The following is a 17,924-nucleotide window of genomic DNA, read 5'->3' on the forward strand; positions in this document are numbered from 1 at the left end:
CATATCAAGAGGCGTGCGGGTTATTTTAACTAAGAGGTTGCCTATGTTTCCCCATCTCGTTGGCTTGGGTATTAATGAACCTACGCAAATTGAACGCTATTCACTGCGCCAAGAAGCGCATAAAGATGTATTAAAGATCTACTTCAAAAAGCAAAAGGGCGAGCTGTTCGCCAAAAGCGTCAAGTTTAAGTATCCAAGGCAGATCAAAAATGTATTGGTCGACAGCGGCAGTCATCAGTACAAAGAAGTCACTGAAATTAATCGCAATTTAACGCTGGTGATTGATGAGCTGAACAAGATAACCAAACCCGAAGTCATGGGTGAAGTGGACGTGAAACAGAAAATTCTTAATGATTTACGCCACTTGGAAAAGGTCGTTGCCAGTAAAATTGCCGAAATTGAAGCCGATTTGCAAAAGTTAAACTAGCTGAGTTTGGTTCCCCTAGGGGAACCTAAACAAGCGAATCTCAAGCAGGCAACCACTCTAACCAATAGCCGATGGCCGCTAAACTAATCGCGGCCATTACCCCAGCCACTAAATCATCAATCATGATGCCGAAACCGCCATGCACACGCTTATCCAACCAACTGATCGGCCAAGGTTTGAGCATATCGAAAAAGCGAAATAGCACAAAACCTGTCACGAGCCATTTCCAATCGAAAACCGGTAATTGGTATAACGGCACAATCAGCATAGTGATCCAAAAGCCGGCAAATTCATCCCAAACAATCGAACCGTGATCGTGTACCTGCATATCATCTGAGGTGACTTGGCAAATTTTTATGCCGATGAGGCTAGCGAACACAACCACGACGGCATACAGAGTCAAAGGGAGCTGTGCCAGCATTAAGTAAAATGGCACCGATGCTAACGTGCCCATCGTTCCGGGCACGATGGGCGACAAGCCACTGCCAAAACCAGTAGCAAGCAAGTGCCAAGGGTTACTTAAGGAGAGATTACTGCGTGGATCGCTCATGCTTTCACCTTGAAATGATCATACCCAGCCAGTTGCCAATCGAGCTTTTTCCCCTGATTATGCAGTTCAAACGTACCAGCAGGGCGAATTTGGCCAATACAGGTCACTTTTGTGCCGCAATGGGCGAGCGCATTTTCCAGCGAGCCTCGGTTTTCTTCTGGAATGGTGAAGCAGAGTTCGTACTCTTCACCGCTGGTCAAGGCATACTGCTGCGCACTAGTGACACTGTCTACAAACTGCAATAGCTCTTTAGACAGAGGCAACAAGCTGACATCAATACTCGCCCCAACATTGGAACGCCGCAAAATGTGTTGCAGATCGGCAATCAGGCCGTCGGAAATATCAATCGCCGAAGAGGCCAAATGCACTAAGGCTTGCCCTGCCACAATGCGTGGTGTCGATAAGTAATGGCGCTGCTCAAGAATATCGGCGAAGGGTAAATGGCGCTTTTCGGGATCTAAAATCACGTCTAAGCCGGCTTGGCTATCCCCTAGATCGCCCGTGACATAGAGCCAATCGCCAACTTTCGCCCCGCTACGCAGCATAGCCTGCTCTTTGGGTAAAAAACCCTGCACGGTTAATGTGATACTGAGTGGCCCTTTGGTGGTATCGCCACCAATGAGCTGCACATTGTAGTAATTGGCCAACTCGAAAAAAGCATCGCAAAATGGCGTTAGCCACGCATCATCAATCTCAGGCAGAGTCAACGCAAGCGAAACCCAAGCCGGAGTCGCGCCCATCGCCGCCAAATCACTGATGTTCGACGCTAAGGCTTTGTGCGCGACCCAAGCCGGATTGGCCTGAGCCAGAAAATGGGTTCCAGCAACTAAGGTATCAGTGCTGATCGCCACGCGCGAATTTTCAGGAACTTTGACAATCGCACAGTCATCACCCAATGCTAAGTGAACGTCTTTGCGTTGTGCTTGTCGGTTGGAAAAGTATTTATCGATTAAATTAAATTCACCAAACATCATCCAGACTCTTTGGTTGAAACGCTGCATTAGGTCGCAGCTTATCAAGAAAAAAGGTCAGCGACTGCTGACCTTCTGGTGGAAAACGGATTACGCTTTCTTACGTACGTGCGGTGCGGCTTTATCCAGCACACCGTTAACGAATTTATGACTATCTTCCGCAGCAAACACTTTTGCCAGTTCAATCGCCTCGTTAATCACCACTTTGTATGGTACGTCTTCACGACGCGTCATTTCATACATGGCCAAACGCAGCAGCGCCAGTTCCATCATGTCCAGATCTTGCATCGGACGAGAAACAAAAGGACGCAGTTTGCTGTCGAGTTCATTATGGTTTAAAACCACACCCGCCAGCAGATCACGGAAATAAGAAACATCGGTTTCAGGAGCAGCAAGAGCTGGCTCAGCGGCACGATGTTCTTCTTCATCGTACTTACCGCTGGTTAGAAATTGCTCTTCAATAGTCGCAACATTCTCTTTAGTAATTTGCCATGAATAAATTGCTTGTAGCGCAAATTGACGTGCATTACGACGTGCGGCTGGTTTCACACTGGCCCCCATTAGGAATCGATTTCAGAAAGAACATTAATCATCTCAAGTGCGCTCAGTGCTGCTTCAGCACCCTTATTACCAGCCTTGGTTCCTGCGCGTTCAATAGCTTGATCGATAGTATCAACAGTCAACACACCGAATGCGACTGGAATGCTAAATTCCAGAGACACTTGTGCCAGACCTTTATTCATTTCACTGCAAACGTAGTCAAAGTGCGGTGTACCGCCACGGATCACACAACCCAGAGAGACAATCGCATCGTAGTCGCCCGTTTTTGCAACACGTTGCGCTACCAGTGGCAGCTCAACCGCACCGGGACAACGCACAACGGTAATGTTGTCATCACTGATCTGACCGTGACGCTTAAGAGTATCGATGGCACCAGACAGCAAACTTTCATTGATAAAACTGTTGAAACGAGAAATCACAATCGCAATTTTCGCATTTGGTGCTGGGAAACCACCCTCGATCACTTTCATAAGCTTTCCTTTAACTCTGTTCATCAAGTGAGAATCGCCGGATTCTAGCACAAATTTGTGAGCAATATCTAACAGAAATTTGGGCTTACACCGCGCACCGCCATCAAGCTAAAACGCGGTAAACCAGCCATGAAATATCCTCAAACGACTTAGTTTTGCAGCGAGGCGGACAGTAAGTTCATCCCCAAGCATGGGTAGGCTCTATGCTTGGGGGAATGAAGGTCGCTCACGCCACTGCCACTTCAAGTAGCAAGGGAATAGCGATTATTCGCAGACGTATTCGACCACATTGAGACCAAAACCACCCAATGCGTGGTACTTTTTGTTTGGTGAAGAGAGCAAACGCATCTCTTTCACTCCAAGATCAGCAAGGATTTGCGAGCCAACTCCGACCCGGCGTGAAGTGCCTTGTTTTTTGGCCATCGCAGGGGCTTCCCCTTTATCTTGCAGCTCAAACATTTTCACTCGGTGCAGCAATAGCTCACTCGATTCTTCATGACCCAGGATCACCAACACCCCACCTTCTTGCCCAATACGCTGCATTGCTGTCGCAAGTGGCCAACTGCGCTCTGCCGCACGGTTGCTGTGCAGCAGATCGGTAAAAGTGTCTTGCAGATGCACACGCACGAGAGTTGGCGCGCTAGTAATATCGCCTTTACGTAGAGCAAAATGGATTTGCTTATCGATGATGTCACGGTAAGTCACCAGCTCAAACTCACCATATTCGGTTGGCAGTTTACACTGTGCGACACGCTCAATAGTGGTTTCGGTGTGGTTGCGGTACTCAATCAAGTCTGCAATCGTACCCAGTTTTAAACCGTGTTTTTCAGCGAACACTTCTAAATCCGGTCGACGCGCCATGGTGCCGTCATCATTAAGAATTTCCACAATCACCGACGCGGGCTCTAAACCAGCCAAGCGTGCTAAATCACACCCAGCCTCTGTGTGCCCAGCGCGAGTTAATACTCCACCATCTTGTGCAGCCAGCGGGAAAATATGCCCCGGCTGAACCAAATCAGCCGCTTTCGCTTCTTTTGCCACTGCCGCTTGTACTGTGCGCGCGCGATCCGCCGCTGAAATACCGGTGGTCACGCCTTCGGCCGCTTCAATCGAAACGGTGAAATTGGTGGTGTACTGGGCATTATTATCTTGCACCATGGGATTTAAACCCAGACGGCGACAACGCTCTTTCGTGAGCGTTAAACAGATGAGTCCGCGACCATGGGTTGCCATAAAATTGATCGCTGCTGGCGTAATGTGCTCGGCCGCCATGATCAGATCGCCTTCATTTTCACGATCTTCATCATCCATCAGGATGACCATTTTGCCTTGACGAATGTCTTCAATGATCTCTTGTGGGGTGCTAATTGGCATGATGTCAGTCCTATTGTTATGAAGCCTCTGAGAGCAGAGGTTAAGCAAAACCGTTTTGTTGCAAAAATGCCATGGTCAGACGCGATTGAGGTTCACTCTCTTGTTGACCTTGCAGTAAACGCTCCATGTAACGTGCCAATACATCCACTTCCAGATTGACTCGGCGTCCCACTTGGAATTCATCGATAGTGGTTTCTGCGCTGGTGTGGGGCACTATGGTCAGTTTAAACGCGTTTTTACGCAGATCATTGACCGTTAAACTGATGCCATCAACGGTAATCGAGCCTTTTTCTGCCACGTATTTGCTGATTTCTGCCGGCATATTGACCCACAGGTCCACCGCACGCCCCACAGGAATACGCTCGACGATTTCACCTACGCCATCCACATGTCCTGAGACGATATGACCACCAAAACGAGTCGTGGGCAGCATGGCTTTTTCAAGGTTAACGCGATCGCCAACCTGATACTGTGCAAAGCCCGATTTTTTGAGGGTTTCCATCGACAGATCCGCGCTAAAACTACGCTGATCAAACGCCACAACTGTTAAACAGACGCCATTAGTGGCAATACTGTCACCGAGTTTGACATCGCCCATGTCCAACTTACCCACATCCACACTGATGGTGACGTCGCTGCCTTTGGGGATAATAGCGGTCAGCTTGCCAACCGCTTCAACAATACCTGTAAACATAATGCTAATCTTTTGTTTTTGGGGTGGCGATGATCCGCAAATCAGCCCCCACCATTCGACAATCTTCTATTTTGAGTTCAATGGCCTCAGCCATTTCCGTCAAACCGAGCGCGCCAAATAAACCACGGCCATCGCTGCCCATCAATTTTGGCGCTAAATAGAGAATGATTTCATCCACCAACTTTTGCTCAATCAAGGATTTCGCTAATTGGCTCCCCGCCTCTACCCAGACTTGATTCACATTGTGTTGCTGAGCGAGTAGTGCCAAAAGCTCACGTAAATCAAGCTTTCCGTTCTCAGCAGAGATACAGAGTTCGGCATTCTCGCTGGCAACTCGCAGCACGGGTGAAGGTGTTTGGTATAACGCTAACTCTGGATGCAATTGATGTTGACGATCCAAAATCACCCGCAGTGGCTGACGCAAATCCGCTTCTGCGTATTGCGCCTGTACCGATGACGGTAAATCGTGCCAACGCACCGCCAGAGAAGCATTATCCGCCAGCACCGTTTGACTGGTGGAGAGAATCGCACTGGCTTGCGCGCGAAGCCGCTGAACATCGTTACGTGCTGCGGGAGAAGTAATCCACTGGCTTTTACCGTTAGCGAGCGCGGTTTGTCCATCGAGACTCGCCGCCATTTTAAGCTGCACATAAGGCATGCCGGTTTCCATACGCTTGAGAAAACCGCGGTTGAGTGCTCGAGCATCCGCTTCCAGCAACCCCACTTCAACCTCAATCCCGGCATCACGCAGCATTTGTACGCCCTTCCCCGCCACTTGTGGGTTAGGGTCTTGCATTGCGCAAATCACTTTCGCAACCCCGGCTTTAATAAGCCCTTCAGCACAAGGCGGTGTGCGACCATAATGAGAGCAAGGCTCTAAAGTGACATAAGCGGTCGCACCGCGAGTAAGCTCACCGGCTTGGCGCATCGCATGCACTTCAGCATGGGGTTCGCCCGCGCGAAAATGGAAACCTTCCCCTACAATCTGCTCACCGCGAGTGATCACGCAGCCGACATTAGGATTAGGAGAAGTGGTAAAACGCCCGCGCCACGCAAGTTCAATCGCGCGAGACATCATTTGATGATCAAAAGAGGTAAACATAGGCATAATCGCTTTCAGTTAATCCTATCGGTTAGTCCTGCAGTTTGGCGATCTCCTCGCCAAATTCACGGACATCTTCAAAACTACGATATACGGATGCAAAGCGAATATAGGCCACTTTATCTAGCACTTTCAGCTGTTCCATCACCAAGTTACCAATCAGTTTACTCGGAACTTCACGCTCGCCAGTGGCACGTAGCTTAGATTTTATGGTGCTGATCGCCAGTTCAATCGCATCGGCACTCACTGGGCGCTTTTCCAATGCGCGCTGCAAGCCACCAATCATTTTCTCTTCATCAAAAGGCTCACGATTACCATTCGATTTGATCACGCGTGGCATCACTAACTCCGCGGTTTCAAAGGTGGTAAAGCGCTCATTACAAGCCAGACACTGACGACGACGGCGCACTTGATGTCCGTCAGCCACCAGACGTGAATCGATCACTTTGGTATCGTTTTCAGAACAGAAAGGACAATGCATATTACCTCCATAACAAGGCAACCAGTGTAGCCGATGTGCTGTTGAGAGCCAAAGAAAAAGGGGCGCGAAGCCCCTTTACATCACATCTTTGCTTGATTTTTAGCTGCGTGACAGGTAATTGGCTTTGCCCACCCACTTGTAGCTGGTGAGCTCTTCTAGCCCCATCGGGCCACGCGCGTGCAGTTTTTGTGTTGAGACTGCCACTTCTGCGCCTAAACCAAACTGTGCACCGTCAGTAAAACGCGTAGAAGCGTTGACATACACTGCTGCTGAACCAGCCGTATTCACAAACAGCTCAGCGTTATAGAGATCGTTGGTCATGATCGCATCGGAATGACTCGCATTGTGCTCACGCATATGCTCAATGGCTTCTTGTACATCCTGCACCACTTTCACCCCTAAGGTGTAGCTGAGCCATTCGGTATCAAAATCGCCCGCTTGCGCATCACGCAGCTCGGCCGCGGCACTCATCAAGGCTTTGGCTTTGGGCTCCGCCACAAACGCCACTTTGCCATTCAGTTTTGCGATGAGTTTGTCTAGTAACGGTTTGGCAATCGCTTGATGCACTAACAAGGTATCTAGCGCATTACACGCTGAAGGGCGCTGCACTTTGGCGTTTTCAATCACGGCAACCGATTTATCCAGATCAGCACTTTCATCCACGAAAATATGGCTAATGCCAAAGCCGCCAATGATCACAGGCACAGTGCTGTTTTCTTTGCACATTTTGTGCAGGCCCGCACCGCCACGTGGGATGATCATGTCGACGTAATCATCCATTTTCAGGAGTTGCGTCACCAGTTCACGATCCGGCTTTTCAATGTACTGCACGGAAGCTGCTGGTAGAGCTGCTTTATCCAACGCCGACTGGATCACTTTGACCAGTTCCATGTTAGAGAAAAACGTCTCTTTGCCACCGCGCAAAATCGCGGCGTTACCGGTTTTTAAACACAGCGCCGCAATATCAATGGTGACGTTAGGGCGAGCTTCATAAATGACGCCGACCACGCCAAGGGGTACGCGACGGCGTGCCAGTGACATGCCGTTTTCCAACACTCGGCTATCAATTTCGCTGCCGACGGGATCGTTCAATTTGATCACGTTACGCACATCGTTGGCGATCGCTTGCAAGCGAGACTCATTGAGCAGCAAACGATCCAGCATGGCATCAGACAAACCCGCTTCGCGCCCCAGCGCAATATCTTTTGCGTTCGCAGCAAGAATGCTCGCGCTTTGCGCTTCCAACTGATCGGCCATAATAGCGAGAGCCTGATTTTTTTGCGCGGTACTGGCGGTAGCCAGTTGGAAAGAGGCCGCTTTGGCCGCTTTACCGAGTACGGTTAAATCCATCATTCTCTCCTTTATTCTTGAATCACGACCATGTCGTCGCGGTGGATCACTTCTGAGCCGTGATCGTAGCCTAAAATATCGATGATCTCTTTACTGTGCTTACCAGCAATTTGCGCCAACTCGTCATTGGAGTAGGCCGCGATGCCGCGCGCAATCAGATGACTTTGCTTGTCCAGTACCCGCACCACTTCACCACGGGCGAACTGACCTTGCACTCGCACCACACCTTTGGCGAGCAAGCTGCTGCCCTTGGTTTGTACCGCTTTCACTGCGCCATCGTCAATCACGATATCACCCGATGCCGCTGGGCCTGCCAAAATCCAGCGTTTGCGGTTTTCTAACGCTTCTTCCAAAGCTAAGAAGCGCGTGCCTTGTGGCTCATCACTTAAGGAGTCAAAAATCACATTGGGCGCACGACCTGCCGCAATGATGACTTCAATACCAGCACGACGAGCAATGTCCGCCGCTTGCAGCTTGGTGGCCATGCCGCCCGTACCGAGTGTAGTGCCACTGCCACCAGCAATTTTGCGCAGTGTGTCATCAATGGTGGTCACTTCTTTGATCAGTTGGGCATTGGGATCTTTACGCGGGTCGGCGGTAAACAAGCCTTTTTGATCGGTCAACAGCAGCAGCTTATCCGCGCCACACAAAATACCGACCAGCGCCGATAAGTTATCGTTGTCACCGACTTTGATTTCATTGGTTGCTACCGCATCGTTTTCGTTGACCACAGGCACAATGCCGTTTTCAACTAACGCATTGATGGTGTCACGCGCATTAAGGAAACGCTCACGGTCATCAAGATCAGCACGGGTGAGCAGCATCTGACCAATTTTGATGCCATAAATCGCAAATAACGATTCCCAGACCTGAATCAAACGACTTTGCCCAACCGCTGCCAGCAGTTGCTTGCTGGAAATCGCGTTGGGCAGCGCAGGGTAACCTAAATGCTCACGGCCAGCCGCAATGGCGCCCGAGGTCACGATCACTACTGAGTGACCTTGCTTTTTGAGTTCAGCACACTGGCGAGCGAGCTCAACCATATGAGCACGATCCAGCGCAAGAGTACCGCCGGTCAGAACACTGGTTCCCAGCTTCACAACAACCGTTTGTGGAGCTTTGATGCTTCGTTGATTTGTGGTCATGATTGCTTCTGTTGAGAAAAACTTTAAGAGACGATGTTTTAGCAATCCACACTGCAATGCACAAGCAGAAAAAGGTGCAAAAGCACCTTTTTCTTCGGGTTATCGATTGAACAGGGTTAATTAGGCAAATGGCGCGGACTCGGTTGAGACCGCGACAGAGATTTCGAAACGTTCACGTAACGTTTTGACTAACTTTTTGTGAAATTCCGCTTGAGTATGATTAACCTCCGCTTGGGCAGATTCTGGTATCGCTTCTGCAACCCAATCTCCCGCAAGCGTATAGCGACCGATATGGTAGCAAGCTGACATTTCTTGATCATTTTGCGTCAACTCCATCCACCAGCCCCAAAACTCTCGTTTTTCAGGGGATTTTTTATCGTTCACACATGAGGCGAGACAATCAAATAAGTAGAATCGCTCACTACACTGCCCTTCGCGTAAATAAGGCCCTATCGCTTTCAAGGTTGAGAGCAGGCGGTAGTGGGTAGGGGTTTTGGTCATCTCTGACATAGTTCATCTCCATAAGCAGCAATTAAGAGCCATTTTATCTCCCTCAACCGACAGCTATCGGCGGGGAGATTTAATAATTGGACGAACAAACATTCGCCACTTACTGCTTACTTTTGATGACTTTTATGAAAATGTCACTTGCAAAGTTCATCTTCTAGCCAGTTTATTGCCAAATCGAGGGATTGCTCATATCCCTGTGAAATGGTTTTACTTTTTACTTTCTTAGCTTGCCCACCTTGGCTAAAGAGTGCCACGAGTTGGTTGTCTGAATAAGGCGATACCGGATCCCCTTCCAATCCCAGTGCTAAAATCGGCGTTTTGGTTCTGCGTCCAGACATAAAACCCTGCACTTTTAGCGACCATGCCATCAATTGTCCGGATAGGCTGCGCACATCAACGACGTTTTTGCCTAAACGTGACGCCAGTACATCAAGATACATTTTGGGCATGGCAGCCAACTTCTTGGGAGAGGTGAAAATATCGTGGATTGGCGCGCCGAGTGAAACACAGGCTTTCACTTTATCCGACTCAAGAAAAGCCAGCCGCGCCATCGCATTCCCACCAAAACGAAACCCAATCAGCCCGATACGGAAATGATCCACCCAAGGCAGGTCTGCCAGCTGGTTCAGTACCGCTTGATGCAAACAGGAGGAATCTTCGGTCAATGGCCAGTGAGAACTTGCGCCCAGTGACGGCATATCAATGGTCAGCATGGCGATATCGCGCTTGGCTAAATAGTCGCGAAATAGACGCCACATATCGGTTTGTAAGCTATCTAACCCCGCACTAACCAGCACCACGGGCTTTGGAGAATCGGTATTGCGTAGGTGCAAATAACCGGCAATTTTTTTGTTTTGGTAGGAAAACTCTAAGCGCTTAACCACAAATCCCGTCAGTTTTGCTGCTTCTTGATAGGCATTGTTTGCAAGCACTTGGGCTTGTAAAGCCAAGTTATCATTTCGAAGATGAGGATAACCCGCGATGCTGTAATAGAGCGCCGCGGCAAACATTTGATCGGCCGCCTCTTCTCCTTGACGCTCCGCCGCTTGCTTTTGATGTAACATGCCAACGCGCGTCCATTCGTAGGTCCAGTTACCACTGCGATATCCCATCACAGTATCAAGCCACTCATCGTGAGTGCGCGAATGCTTAGAAGAGGCAATCCGCGCGAGGATCTCTTCCTGCTCAACCGGATCAACACCCTGCCAAATCCACTGTAAACGGCGCAAATTACGGTACCAAGCTTGGGATGATTGTTCTCGGCGAGTGTCTAACAGCTCTAAACTGCTTGGCATATATTGGGTAAGCGAAGATGTCTCTTTAGCTTGTTTGTGATTTTGAAACAGGGTCTCAGACAGGTTTTTGCTGCTCGCTTCTGACATGACAAGTCTCTTTACTGGCGTTGCGCTAAGTTGGGCTAACAGTAGTAAAAAAAAATGACCCTTGAAAGGGTCATTTTCAAATTCTCGGCAAAAAGACTATTTTTGCTTGCGATTAACTGGCTCAACATAAGACAGCACCATGTCCCATGGTTGCTCGATCCAAGTGTCTTGTGGAATATCAACCACGTACTCGTCAACCAAGTCTTTACCCGCAGGTTTAGCACAGACAGTCACAAATTTCGCTTTCGGATACATTTCACGGATTTTACGTGCGGTATCGCCGCTATCAACCAGATCGTCAATGATCAGGAAACCTTCTCCGTCATGCTCTGGTGCTTTAAGAACAGTCATATCACGCTGGTGATCATGGTCATAGCTAGAGATACACACCGTATCCACATAGCGAATGCCCAACTCACGAGCGAGAATAGCAGCAGGAACTAAGCCACCACGGCTGACACCCAAGATACCTTTCCATTGTTCTGCAGGCATTTGACGCTGTGCAAGTTCACGGCAGTAATGCTGCATATTGTCCCAGGTGATAACGAATTTTTTGCTCATGTGATAAACCTAAATTGAATTTTTATAATGTCTTCTCTTACGCCGCCAAAATGTATTTGATGACAAAAATGGCCGCCATAACCCATACACTGAGAGAGACGCTGCGTCCTTTACCACTGAAAAGTTTGATTGCGGCATAAGCAATAAAACCGAGTGAGATGCCTTCCGCAATCGAGAATGTCAGAGGCATCATCAAACAGGTAACAACAGTGGGTGCCGCTTCAGTCAGATCACGCCAATCAATGCTCACTAACCCCGACATCATCAGAATAGCAACATAGAAAAGTGCACCGGCCGTCGCATAAGCTGGGATCATACCCGCTAGTGGCGAGAAGAATAATGCAAGAAGGAACAAAATGCCAACCACCACAGCAGTTAAACCAGTACGGCCACCAACAGCAACACCGGAGACACTTTCAATATAAGAAGTGGTGTTTGAAGTACCGAGCAGAGCGCCGACAGACGTTGCTGTCGAATCCGCCAACAGGGCACGATTCAGGCGCGGAATTTTGCCATCTTTTTCGATTAATCCCGCTTTGGTTGCAACGCCAACCAAGGTGCCCGCAGTGTCAAATAGGTCAACAAACAAGAACGCAAACACCACAGAAATCATGCCGATCTCAAAGACAGCAGAGAAATCGAGTTGCATGAAGGTCGGCGCGATACTCGGAGGCGTAGACATAATGCCGCCCCATTGCACATCACCAAATACGAGACCGAGAGCTGTCACCGCTAAAATAGCAATCATCACCGCGCCTTTGACGCCGCGATAGACTAAACCAATCGTCAGGAAAAAGCCCACCGCTGCCAACACCGCATGCAGCGAGGTGATTGCGCCTAAAGAAACCAGTGTTGCCGGATTATCGACCACAATGCCCGCATTTTTTAATGCGATGAAAGCTAAGAACAGACCAATACCCGCTGAAATGCCGGTACGTAAAGAGTGAGGAATCGAGTTGATGATCCACTCACGGATTTTGAACAAGCTGAGTAGAATAAACAGCACGCCCGAGCAGAACACTGCGGCCAGAGCGACTTGCCAAGTGTGTCCCATACCCAGAACCACACCATAAGTGAAGAAGGCATTAAGCCCCATACCTGGCGCTTGAGCGATAGGATAATTGGCAATAAAACCCATAATGAAACAGCCAATCGCGGCCGCCAAACAGGTCGCCACGAAAACCGCACCGCGATCCATTCCCGCATCCGACAAAATGGCTGGGTTAACAAAAATAATGTAAGCCATGGTCAGGAAAGTCGTGACCCCAGCGAGGATCTCAGTGCGCACGTTCGTGCCGTATTCACTGAGTTTAAAAAGCTTTTCCAGCATGTTCGAATCCTTTAGTGGTAAAAAAGTAAACGGTTGCGTAAACGATTGGCGGCGATTATAGAGTTATCAAAAAACAAATTCCAGACACAATTCTGACTGTACGCGGGTTTTCTAACCAAAAAGGGAATCTGTCGATCAGAAGATAAGTCAATTGCTCAATACCAACAGAATGTTGCGATCAAGTTCGAATAGGGAAGATTTTTTGAGGATAAAAAAACGCCACCTCAAGTGAGATGGCGGTGAATCATATCGACCAAATTTGGTCGTCAATAAATTCCAATTTAGGGGTGAACAAAACTTGTTCGAGACGCAAAAGTTGCGTATCAGTAGCCGAAGCTACGAGGGTATGCAAAGTTACCGGTGTACACAGAGTGTTGGTTCCAGAACATTGCAGACGATAAACCTTTATTCATAACTATCACCATTAAAATCAAAACTGTTTACTTGATTTCTCGGTTCCATGGAGGCGATAAATCGGACTCATCCTTTGAGCGTTTTCTCTTCGCTAGCGAAGCTGTACACAAATATACCACCAAGAAATTAAATTACAACACTTAAGGTGATTAAAATCACAAAAATCATTTAAATTGATCTTGGTCAGCATTTTTTAGTAATTTAATTACAACTTTATTAAGAAAAATTACAGTTAAAGTGCATGAAGATGCATTTGCCTACCTCAGTCACGTTACGTCTTCTTATTATTCCTGACGCTAGCCGATGATCAAAACCCGTTTTCCTGCCACTTTTGACCTACACCCTGCCCCTGCAGAGTGATATGCTGTGCAACGAAAGTACCTACCTGTTACAGGCAAATTCTCTGCCACGACCCAGCTCTGGAGAGAGGATACACGGGAAAAATTACAGTAAGGAGTCATCTGTGTCTGAGTTCCAAACCGAAATCAGTAAGTTATCGTCAAATCCAATTTGGCCATTTTTCGCCACTATCTGTTCCATCCCGCACCCTTCAAAACATGAAGAGGCATTAGCTCAATACATTATCAACTGGGCTAAAGAACAAGGATTGGCCGTTCGTCGTGATGAGACTGGTAACGTCTTTATTAAAAAGCCAGCGACACCGGGCATGGAAAATCGTAAAGGTGTGGTACTTCAAGCGCACATTGATATGGTGCCGCAAAAAAATGAAGACACAGTGCATGATTTCACCAAAGATCCGATCCAGCCTTATATTGATGGTGAATGGGTTACTGCTAAAGGCACTACGCTTGGCGCGGATAATGGTATCGGCATGGCTTCTTGCCTAGCAGTACTGGCCTCCAAAGAGATCCAACATGGTCCAATTGAAGTTCTGCTGACTATTGATGAAGAAGCGGGCATGACCGGCGCTTTTGGCCTCAAAGAAGGTTGGCTGGAGGGCGACATTCTGCTCAATACCGACTCTGAGCAAGAGGGTGAAGTCTATATGGGCTGCGCGGGAGGCGTGAACGCCGAGTTCACTTTCTCCATTGAGCGTGAAGCGATCCCTGCTGGTTATGTTGGCCGCCAACTGATCTTAAAGGGGTTGAAAGGCGGTCACTCAGGTTGTGATATTCACACTGGCCGTGGTAACGCTAACAAGCTGATGGCACGCTTTCTTGCAGGCCATGCGAAAGAATTAGATCTGCGCTTAGTCGAATTCCGTGGCGGTAGTCTACGTAATGCGATCCCGCGTGAAGCTTTTGTCACCGTCGCCTTGCCAGAACAGCACGTAGCCGAATTAGAAATCCTATTCCACCGCTACACTGAGCTACTCAAAGCTGAACTGGGTAAGGTTGAAACTCACTTAGTGACTTTCCTTGAAGCCAAAGAACTGCAAAGTGAAGTGCTGACCGAGCACACTCAACAACGTTTTGTTGCCGCTCTGAACACGTGTCCAAACGGTGTGATCCGCATGAGCGATGATATTGCAGGTGTTGTAGAAACCTCACTCAACGTGGGAGTGATCACCACAGAAGCCAACAAAATCAAAGTGCTGTGCTTGATTCGCTCCCTGATGGATTCAGGCCGCCACCAAGTCGAGGGCATGTTGCAATCGCTGGCACAACTTGCGGGAGCAGAGCTGGAGCTTTCTGGTGCTTACCCAGGCTGGAAACCCGATGCTGATTCTGAAATCATGCATATTTTCCGTGATATGTATGAAGGCATTTATGGCAACAAACCGAACATCATGGTGATCCACGCGGGTCTTGAGTGTGGGCTGTTCAAAAAACCCTATCCAAACATGGATATGGTCTCTTTCGGTCCAACCATCAAGTTCCCACATTCACCGGATGAAAAAGTGAAGATCGACACGGTTGATCTGTTCTGGCAACAGATGGTGGCACTACTCGCCAATATCCCAGTGAAAGCCTAACCGATAAGAAGCCGAGTGCATAACTCGGCTTTTTTATATCAATTTTTTTTGTCGAAAAGGCAAATTTAATTCATTAGCTTGAGTTTGAGGTTGGCTGCTAGAGTTCGCCCCCTTGAAGTTCCCAGAGTTATTCACCAAACTCTCTTCAAGCGACAACTGGCCAAATGCGAGTTGTTTCGAGGGTGCTGCTTGTCCTTAGCGGTATCTGAAATTCTCAAACTAATGAAATTGCGATGAAAGAAAAAATGATTGTCGGATGGCGTGAGGAACTCAGCCTTCCAGGGTTAGGTATTGAACGCATTAAAGCGAAAATCGATACCGGAGCCCGAACGTCTTGCTTGCACGCGTTCAAAGTGGAGAGCTTCACTAAGGAAGGAGCTCAATGGGTCCGTTTTTGGATCCACCCGATGCAAAAGAATGATCAGCTAGTGAATGTGTGTGAAGCTGAAGTGATTGACGAACGTGTGGTTCGCGATTCCGGTGGCCACGAAGAAAAGCGCTACGTCATTCGATCGGAACTTAGCTTTGGTGGCCAAATTTGGCCAATTGAGATCACCTTGACCAATCGAGAAAATATGGCTTTTCGTATGTTGTTAGGACGTACCGCCATGCACCATCGAATCATGGTCGATCCTACAAAATCGTTTTTAATCCCTTTCGAGGAGCCGAGTAAATGAAAATTGGTATTCTGTCGCGTAACGCTTCGCTGTATTCGACCAAGCGTTTGATAGAAGCGTGCAAACAGCGTGGCCATGAAGTTCGAGTGATTGATGCCTTGCGCTGCTACATGAATATCAACTCTGACAAACCAGAGATTCATTACAAAGGCGAAGAGCTAGCCGGTTTTGATGCCGTGATTCCTCGCATTGGTGCTTCTGTCACTTTCTACGGTACTGCTGTACTGCGCCAGTTTGAAATGATGGGCGTTTACCCAGCCAATGAATCCGTTGCCATTACTCGCTCTCGTGACAAGCTGCGCTCCATGCAATTGCTCTCTCGTCGCGGCATTGGTATGCCCATCACGGGTTTTGCGAGTAAGCCTGATGATGTCAAAGACTTGCTCGATATGGTCGGCGGCGCGCCAGTAGTGATTAAGCTATTAGAAGGCACACAAGGCATCGGCGTGGTATTGGCAGAAACCCGTACTGCGGCGGAAAGTGTTATTGAAGCGTTCATGGGACTCAAAGCCAATATCATGGTGCAAGAGTACATCAAAGAAGCAGGCGGTGCGGATATTCGCTGCTTTGTGATTGGTGATAAAGTGATTGCAGCGATGAAGCGCCAAGGCGCAGATGGTGAGTTTCGCTCGAACCTGCATCGTGGTGGTACGGCATCATTGGTCAAAATCACCCCTCAAGAGCGTAAAACGGCGATTGAAGCGGCCAAAATTATGGGATTGAATGTAGCGGGTGTAGATCTGCTGCGTTCTGCCCGCGGCCCACTGGTGATGGAAGTGAACTCCTCACCGGGTTTAGAAGGCATTGAAGCAGCGACGGGGAAAGACATTGCGGGTATGATCGTCGAATTCATAGAGAAAAATGCAGCCAGTAAAAGGACTAAAACTCGTGGCAAAGGCTAAAAAGCACAGCGGCTTTTCATTTTTGGGGGAAACCATTCCCCCCTCTTCTCGGCGAGTTATCGAACTCGAAGCCGCCAAACTGTATACCGACTCCCCTCTTTCTATCCCCATCGAAGTTCTCCATGGCGCATCTCCCGGCCCAGTTCTGATGATCAATGCCGCCATTCATGGTGATGAACTCAATGGCGTAGAAATCATCCGCCAACTGCTCAATACACTTGATGAAAAAAAACTCAAAGGCACAGTGATTGCGGTGCCTATCGTCAATGTTTTCGGTTTTATTCACAAATCACGCTACTTACCCGATCGTCGTGATTTAAATCGCTGCTTTCCCGGCAGTGAAAAAGGCTCTCTAGCCTCACGTATGGCGCACACCTTTTTTTCCCAAGTCGCCGAGCGTTGTGATTACATCCTCGATCTGCATACCGGAGCGATTCACCGAACCAACCTACCGCAAATTCGTGCCGATCTGAGCAACAGCGAAACCCTGCGCATTGCACAAGCCTTTGCTACTCCAGTGATCATTGATTCACCTTTACGCGATGGCTCACTGCGTAGTGAAGCGGAAAAGCAGCAGATCCCCGTCTTAACTTATGAAGCGGGGGAAGCTCTGCGTTTTGATCCGATTGCTATCAATGCTGGGATCATCGGTATCAAGCGAGTGATGCAGTCCATCGGCATGCTGCGCCCTAGCCGTAAAAAGATACCTAACTCGATCATTGCAAAATCAACCAGTTGGCTACGTGCCGAAGCCGACGGTATTTTACGTACATTAGTGTCTTTAGGAGATAAGGTCGAAAAAGGCCAAGTATTAGCTTACATCAACTCCCCACTTGGCAAGCTAGAAGTGGAGATTCAAGCCAACAAGAGCGGCATCGTGATTGGGCAACAAACCCTCCCCTTAGTCAATGAAGGGGATGCGGTGTTCCATCTCGCCTATTTTCATAAAGCTGATGACCTAATTGAACAAGTGGTCGAAGAGTTTATCGAAGAGTTAACGGAAGCCGATTTGGAGCCCTTAACCACAGGACATCTTGTCACTCTCTAAATACCGCATCTGCTCAATAGAAAAAGCCCTCATCATGAG

19 protein-coding genes are annotated in these 17,924 nt (G+C 48.5%); 5 read left to right on the forward strand and 14 right to left on the reverse strand.

Going from position 1 to position 17,924, the window contains the following annotated elements:
• The first annotated feature begins 43 nt into the window (after positions 1 to 43).
• Positions 44 to 427 carry a DUF3461 family protein gene (locus tag GOU96_RS13150; protein WP_000483924.1) on the forward strand — a complete coding sequence of 128 codons (384 nt, stop codon included), beginning with the start codon at positions 44 to 46 and terminating at the stop codon, positions 425 to 427.
• Positions 428 to 467: 40 nt separating this feature from the next.
• Here the strand turns inward: GOU96_RS13150 and pgpA are convergent, their stop codons facing one another.
• The 14 genes from pgpA to GOU96_RS13220 all read right to left on the reverse strand — a co-directional run bounded on the left by pgpA (position 468) and on the right by GOU96_RS13220 (position 12,908).
• Positions 468 to 977 carry a phosphatidylglycerophosphatase A gene (pgpA, locus tag GOU96_RS13155; protein ID WP_001283262.1) on the reverse strand — a complete coding sequence of 170 codons (510 nt, stop codon included), beginning with the start codon at positions 975 to 977 and terminating at the stop codon, positions 468 to 470.
• A complete protein-coding gene (gene thiL / locus GOU96_RS13160; protein WP_001973101.1) occupies positions 974 to 1,948 on the reverse strand; it encodes a thiamine-phosphate kinase in 975 nt (324 codons plus the stop codon). Before thiL ends, pgpA begins: the two co-directional genes overlap by 4 nt.
• A 90-nt stretch (positions 1,949 to 2,038) precedes the next feature.
• The gene (gene nusB / locus GOU96_RS13165) at positions 2,039 to 2,509 is read right to left on the reverse strand and encodes a transcription antitermination factor NusB (RefSeq protein ID WP_000501296.1); all 471 of its coding nucleotides are present in this window, start codon (positions 2,507 to 2,509) and stop codon (positions 2,039 to 2,041) included.
• Positions 2,509 to 2,979, reverse strand: a complete 471-nt coding sequence (ribE, locus tag GOU96_RS13170) for a 6,7-dimethyl-8-ribityllumazine synthase (protein WP_000864130.1) — start codon at positions 2,977 to 2,979, stop codon at positions 2,509 to 2,511. The genes nusB and ribE overlap by 1 nt, the downstream gene beginning before the upstream one ends.
• Positions 2,980 to 3,243: 264 nt before the next feature.
• Entirely contained in the window at positions 3,244 to 4,353 is a 1,110-nt protein-coding gene (ribBA, locus tag GOU96_RS13175; RefSeq protein WP_001122865.1) for a bifunctional 3,4-dihydroxy-2-butanone-4-phosphate synthase/GTP cyclohydrolase II, read from the reverse strand.
• Between the two features lie 40 nt (positions 4,354 to 4,393).
• Positions 4,394 to 5,047, reverse strand: coding sequence for a riboflavin synthase (locus GOU96_RS13180; protein WP_000493874.1), 654 nt, complete (start codon positions 5,045 to 5,047; stop codon positions 4,394 to 4,396).
• Positions 5,048 to 5,051: 4 nt separating this feature from the next.
• Positions 5,052 to 6,155: a bifunctional diaminohydroxyphosphoribosylaminopyrimidine deaminase/5-amino-6-(5-phosphoribosylamino)uracil reductase RibD gene (gene ribD / locus GOU96_RS13185; protein WP_042988569.1), complete on the reverse strand. Its 1,104-nt coding sequence runs from the start codon at positions 6,153 to 6,155 to the stop codon at positions 5,052 to 5,054.
• 25 nt (positions 6,156 to 6,180) lie between these two features.
• Positions 6,181 to 6,630: a transcriptional regulator NrdR gene (gene nrdR / locus GOU96_RS13190; RefSeq protein WP_000543544.1), complete on the reverse strand. Its 450-nt coding sequence runs from the start codon at positions 6,628 to 6,630 to the stop codon at positions 6,181 to 6,183.
• Between the two features lie 99 nt (positions 6,631 to 6,729).
• Positions 6,730 to 7,980, reverse strand: coding sequence for a glutamate-5-semialdehyde dehydrogenase (locus GOU96_RS13195; protein WP_042988571.1), 1,251 nt, complete (start codon positions 7,978 to 7,980; stop codon positions 6,730 to 6,732).
• A gap of 11 nt (positions 7,981 to 7,991) precedes the next feature.
• A complete protein-coding gene (gene proB, locus GOU96_RS13200; protein ID WP_000210573.1) occupies positions 7,992 to 9,125 on the reverse strand; it encodes a glutamate 5-kinase in 1,134 nt (377 codons plus the stop codon).
• Between the two features lie 120 nt (positions 9,126 to 9,245).
• On the reverse strand, positions 9,246 to 9,635 hold the full coding sequence (gene crl / locus GOU96_RS13205) for a sigma factor-binding protein Crl (RefSeq protein ID WP_042988574.1): 390 nt from the start codon (positions 9,633 to 9,635) through the stop codon (positions 9,246 to 9,248).
• A 134-nt stretch (positions 9,636 to 9,769) separates the two neighbouring features.
• Entirely contained in the window at positions 9,770 to 11,017 is a 1,248-nt protein-coding gene (gene frsA, locus GOU96_RS13210) for an esterase FrsA (RefSeq protein WP_001287569.1), read from the reverse strand.
• 96 nt (positions 11,018 to 11,113) lie between these two features.
• Positions 11,114 to 11,578, reverse strand: a complete 465-nt coding sequence (gene gpt / locus GOU96_RS13215) for a xanthine phosphoribosyltransferase (protein ID WP_000037415.1) — start codon at positions 11,576 to 11,578, stop codon at positions 11,114 to 11,116.
• Between the two features lie 37 nt (positions 11,579 to 11,615).
• Positions 11,616 to 12,908: an NCS2 family permease gene (locus GOU96_RS13220; protein WP_000890416.1), complete on the reverse strand. Its 1,293-nt coding sequence runs from the start codon at positions 12,906 to 12,908 to the stop codon at positions 11,616 to 11,618.
• Between the two features lie 877 nt (positions 12,909 to 13,785).
• Here GOU96_RS13220 and GOU96_RS13225 point away from each other — a divergent pair.
• From GOU96_RS13225 to GOU96_RS13240, 4 genes are all read left to right on the forward strand, one after another.
• Positions 13,786 to 15,258 (forward strand): aminoacyl-histidine dipeptidase, encoded by a 1,473-nt coding sequence (locus GOU96_RS13225; RefSeq protein WP_267781922.1) that lies wholly within the window; start codon positions 13,786 to 13,788, stop codon positions 15,256 to 15,258.
• 233 nt (positions 15,259 to 15,491) lie between these two features.
• Positions 15,492 to 15,935 (forward strand): ATP-dependent zinc protease, encoded by a 444-nt coding sequence (locus GOU96_RS13230; RefSeq protein WP_000660269.1) that lies wholly within the window; start codon positions 15,492 to 15,494, stop codon positions 15,933 to 15,935.
• Positions 15,932 to 16,837, forward strand: coding sequence for a 30S ribosomal protein S6--L-glutamate ligase (rimK, locus tag GOU96_RS13235; protein WP_000689982.1), 906 nt, complete (start codon positions 15,932 to 15,934; stop codon positions 16,835 to 16,837). The genes GOU96_RS13230 and rimK overlap by 4 nt, the downstream gene beginning before the upstream one ends.
• Entirely contained in the window at positions 16,797 to 17,885 is a 1,089-nt protein-coding gene (locus tag GOU96_RS13240) for a succinylglutamate desuccinylase/aspartoacylase family protein (protein ID WP_001183317.1), read from the forward strand. Before rimK ends, GOU96_RS13240 begins: the two co-directional genes overlap by 41 nt.
• The last annotated feature ends 39 nt before the right edge of the window (positions 17,886 to 17,924 follow it).

It is taken from the genome of Vibrio sp. R-1, assembly GCF_035615595.1.
Taxonomy (GTDB): Bacteria; Pseudomonadota; Gammaproteobacteria; order Enterobacterales; family Vibrionaceae; genus Vibrio; species Vibrio cholerae.

Excerpts from the sequence above, each read along its gene's own strand:
- GOU96_RS13150 (WP_000483924.1), top strand. The coding sequence starts at position 44 with ATGTTTCCCCATCTCGTTGGCTTGGGTATTAATGAACCTACGCAAATT.
- pgpA (WP_001283262.1), bottom strand. The coding sequence starts at position 977 with ATGAGCGATCCACGCAGTAATCTCTCCTTAAGTAACCCTTGGCACTTG.
- thiL (WP_001973101.1), bottom strand. The coding sequence starts at position 1,948 with ATGTTTGGTGAATTTAATTTAATCGATAAATACTTTTCCAACCGACAA.
- nusB (WP_000501296.1), bottom strand. The coding sequence starts at position 2,509 with ATGGGGGCCAGTGTGAAACCAGCCGCACGTCGTAATGCACGTCAATTT.
- ribE (WP_000864130.1), bottom strand. The coding sequence starts at position 2,979 with ATGAAAGTGATCGAGGGTGGTTTCCCAGCACCAAATGCGAAAATTGCG.
- ribBA (WP_001122865.1), bottom strand. The coding sequence starts at position 4,353 with ATGCCAATTAGCACCCCACAAGAGATCATTGAAGACATTCGTCAAGGC.
- GOU96_RS13180 (WP_000493874.1), bottom strand. The coding sequence starts at position 5,047 with ATGTTTACAGGTATTGTTGAAGCGGTTGGCAAGCTGACCGCTATTATC.
- ribD (WP_042988569.1), bottom strand. The coding sequence starts at position 6,155 with ATGCCTATGTTTACCTCTTTTGATCATCAAATGATGTCTCGCGCGATT.
- nrdR (WP_000543544.1), bottom strand. The coding sequence starts at position 6,630 with ATGCATTGTCCTTTCTGTTCTGAAAACGATACCAAAGTGATCGATTCA.
- GOU96_RS13195 (WP_042988571.1), bottom strand. The coding sequence starts at position 7,980 with ATGGATTTAACCGTACTCGGTAAAGCGGCCAAAGCGGCCTCTTTCCAA.
- proB (WP_000210573.1), bottom strand. The coding sequence starts at position 9,125 with ATGACCACAAATCAACGAAGCATCAAAGCTCCACAAACGGTTGTTGTG.
- crl (WP_042988574.1), bottom strand. The coding sequence starts at position 9,635 with ATGTCAGAGATGACCAAAACCCCTACCCACTACCGCCTGCTCTCAACC.
- frsA (WP_001287569.1), bottom strand. The coding sequence starts at position 11,017 with ATGTCAGAAGCGAGCAGCAAAAACCTGTCTGAGACCCTGTTTCAAAAT.
- gpt (WP_000037415.1), bottom strand. The coding sequence starts at position 11,578 with ATGAGCAAAAAATTCGTTATCACCTGGGACAATATGCAGCATTACTGC.
- GOU96_RS13220 (WP_000890416.1), bottom strand. The coding sequence starts at position 12,908 with ATGCTGGAAAAGCTTTTTAAACTCAGTGAATACGGCACGAACGTGCGC.
- GOU96_RS13230 (WP_000660269.1), top strand. The coding sequence starts at position 15,492 with ATGAAAGAAAAAATGATTGTCGGATGGCGTGAGGAACTCAGCCTTCCA.
- rimK (WP_000689982.1), top strand. The coding sequence starts at position 15,932 with ATGAAAATTGGTATTCTGTCGCGTAACGCTTCGCTGTATTCGACCAAG.
- GOU96_RS13240 (WP_001183317.1), top strand. The coding sequence starts at position 16,797 with ATGCAGCCAGTAAAAGGACTAAAACTCGTGGCAAAGGCTAAAAAGCAC.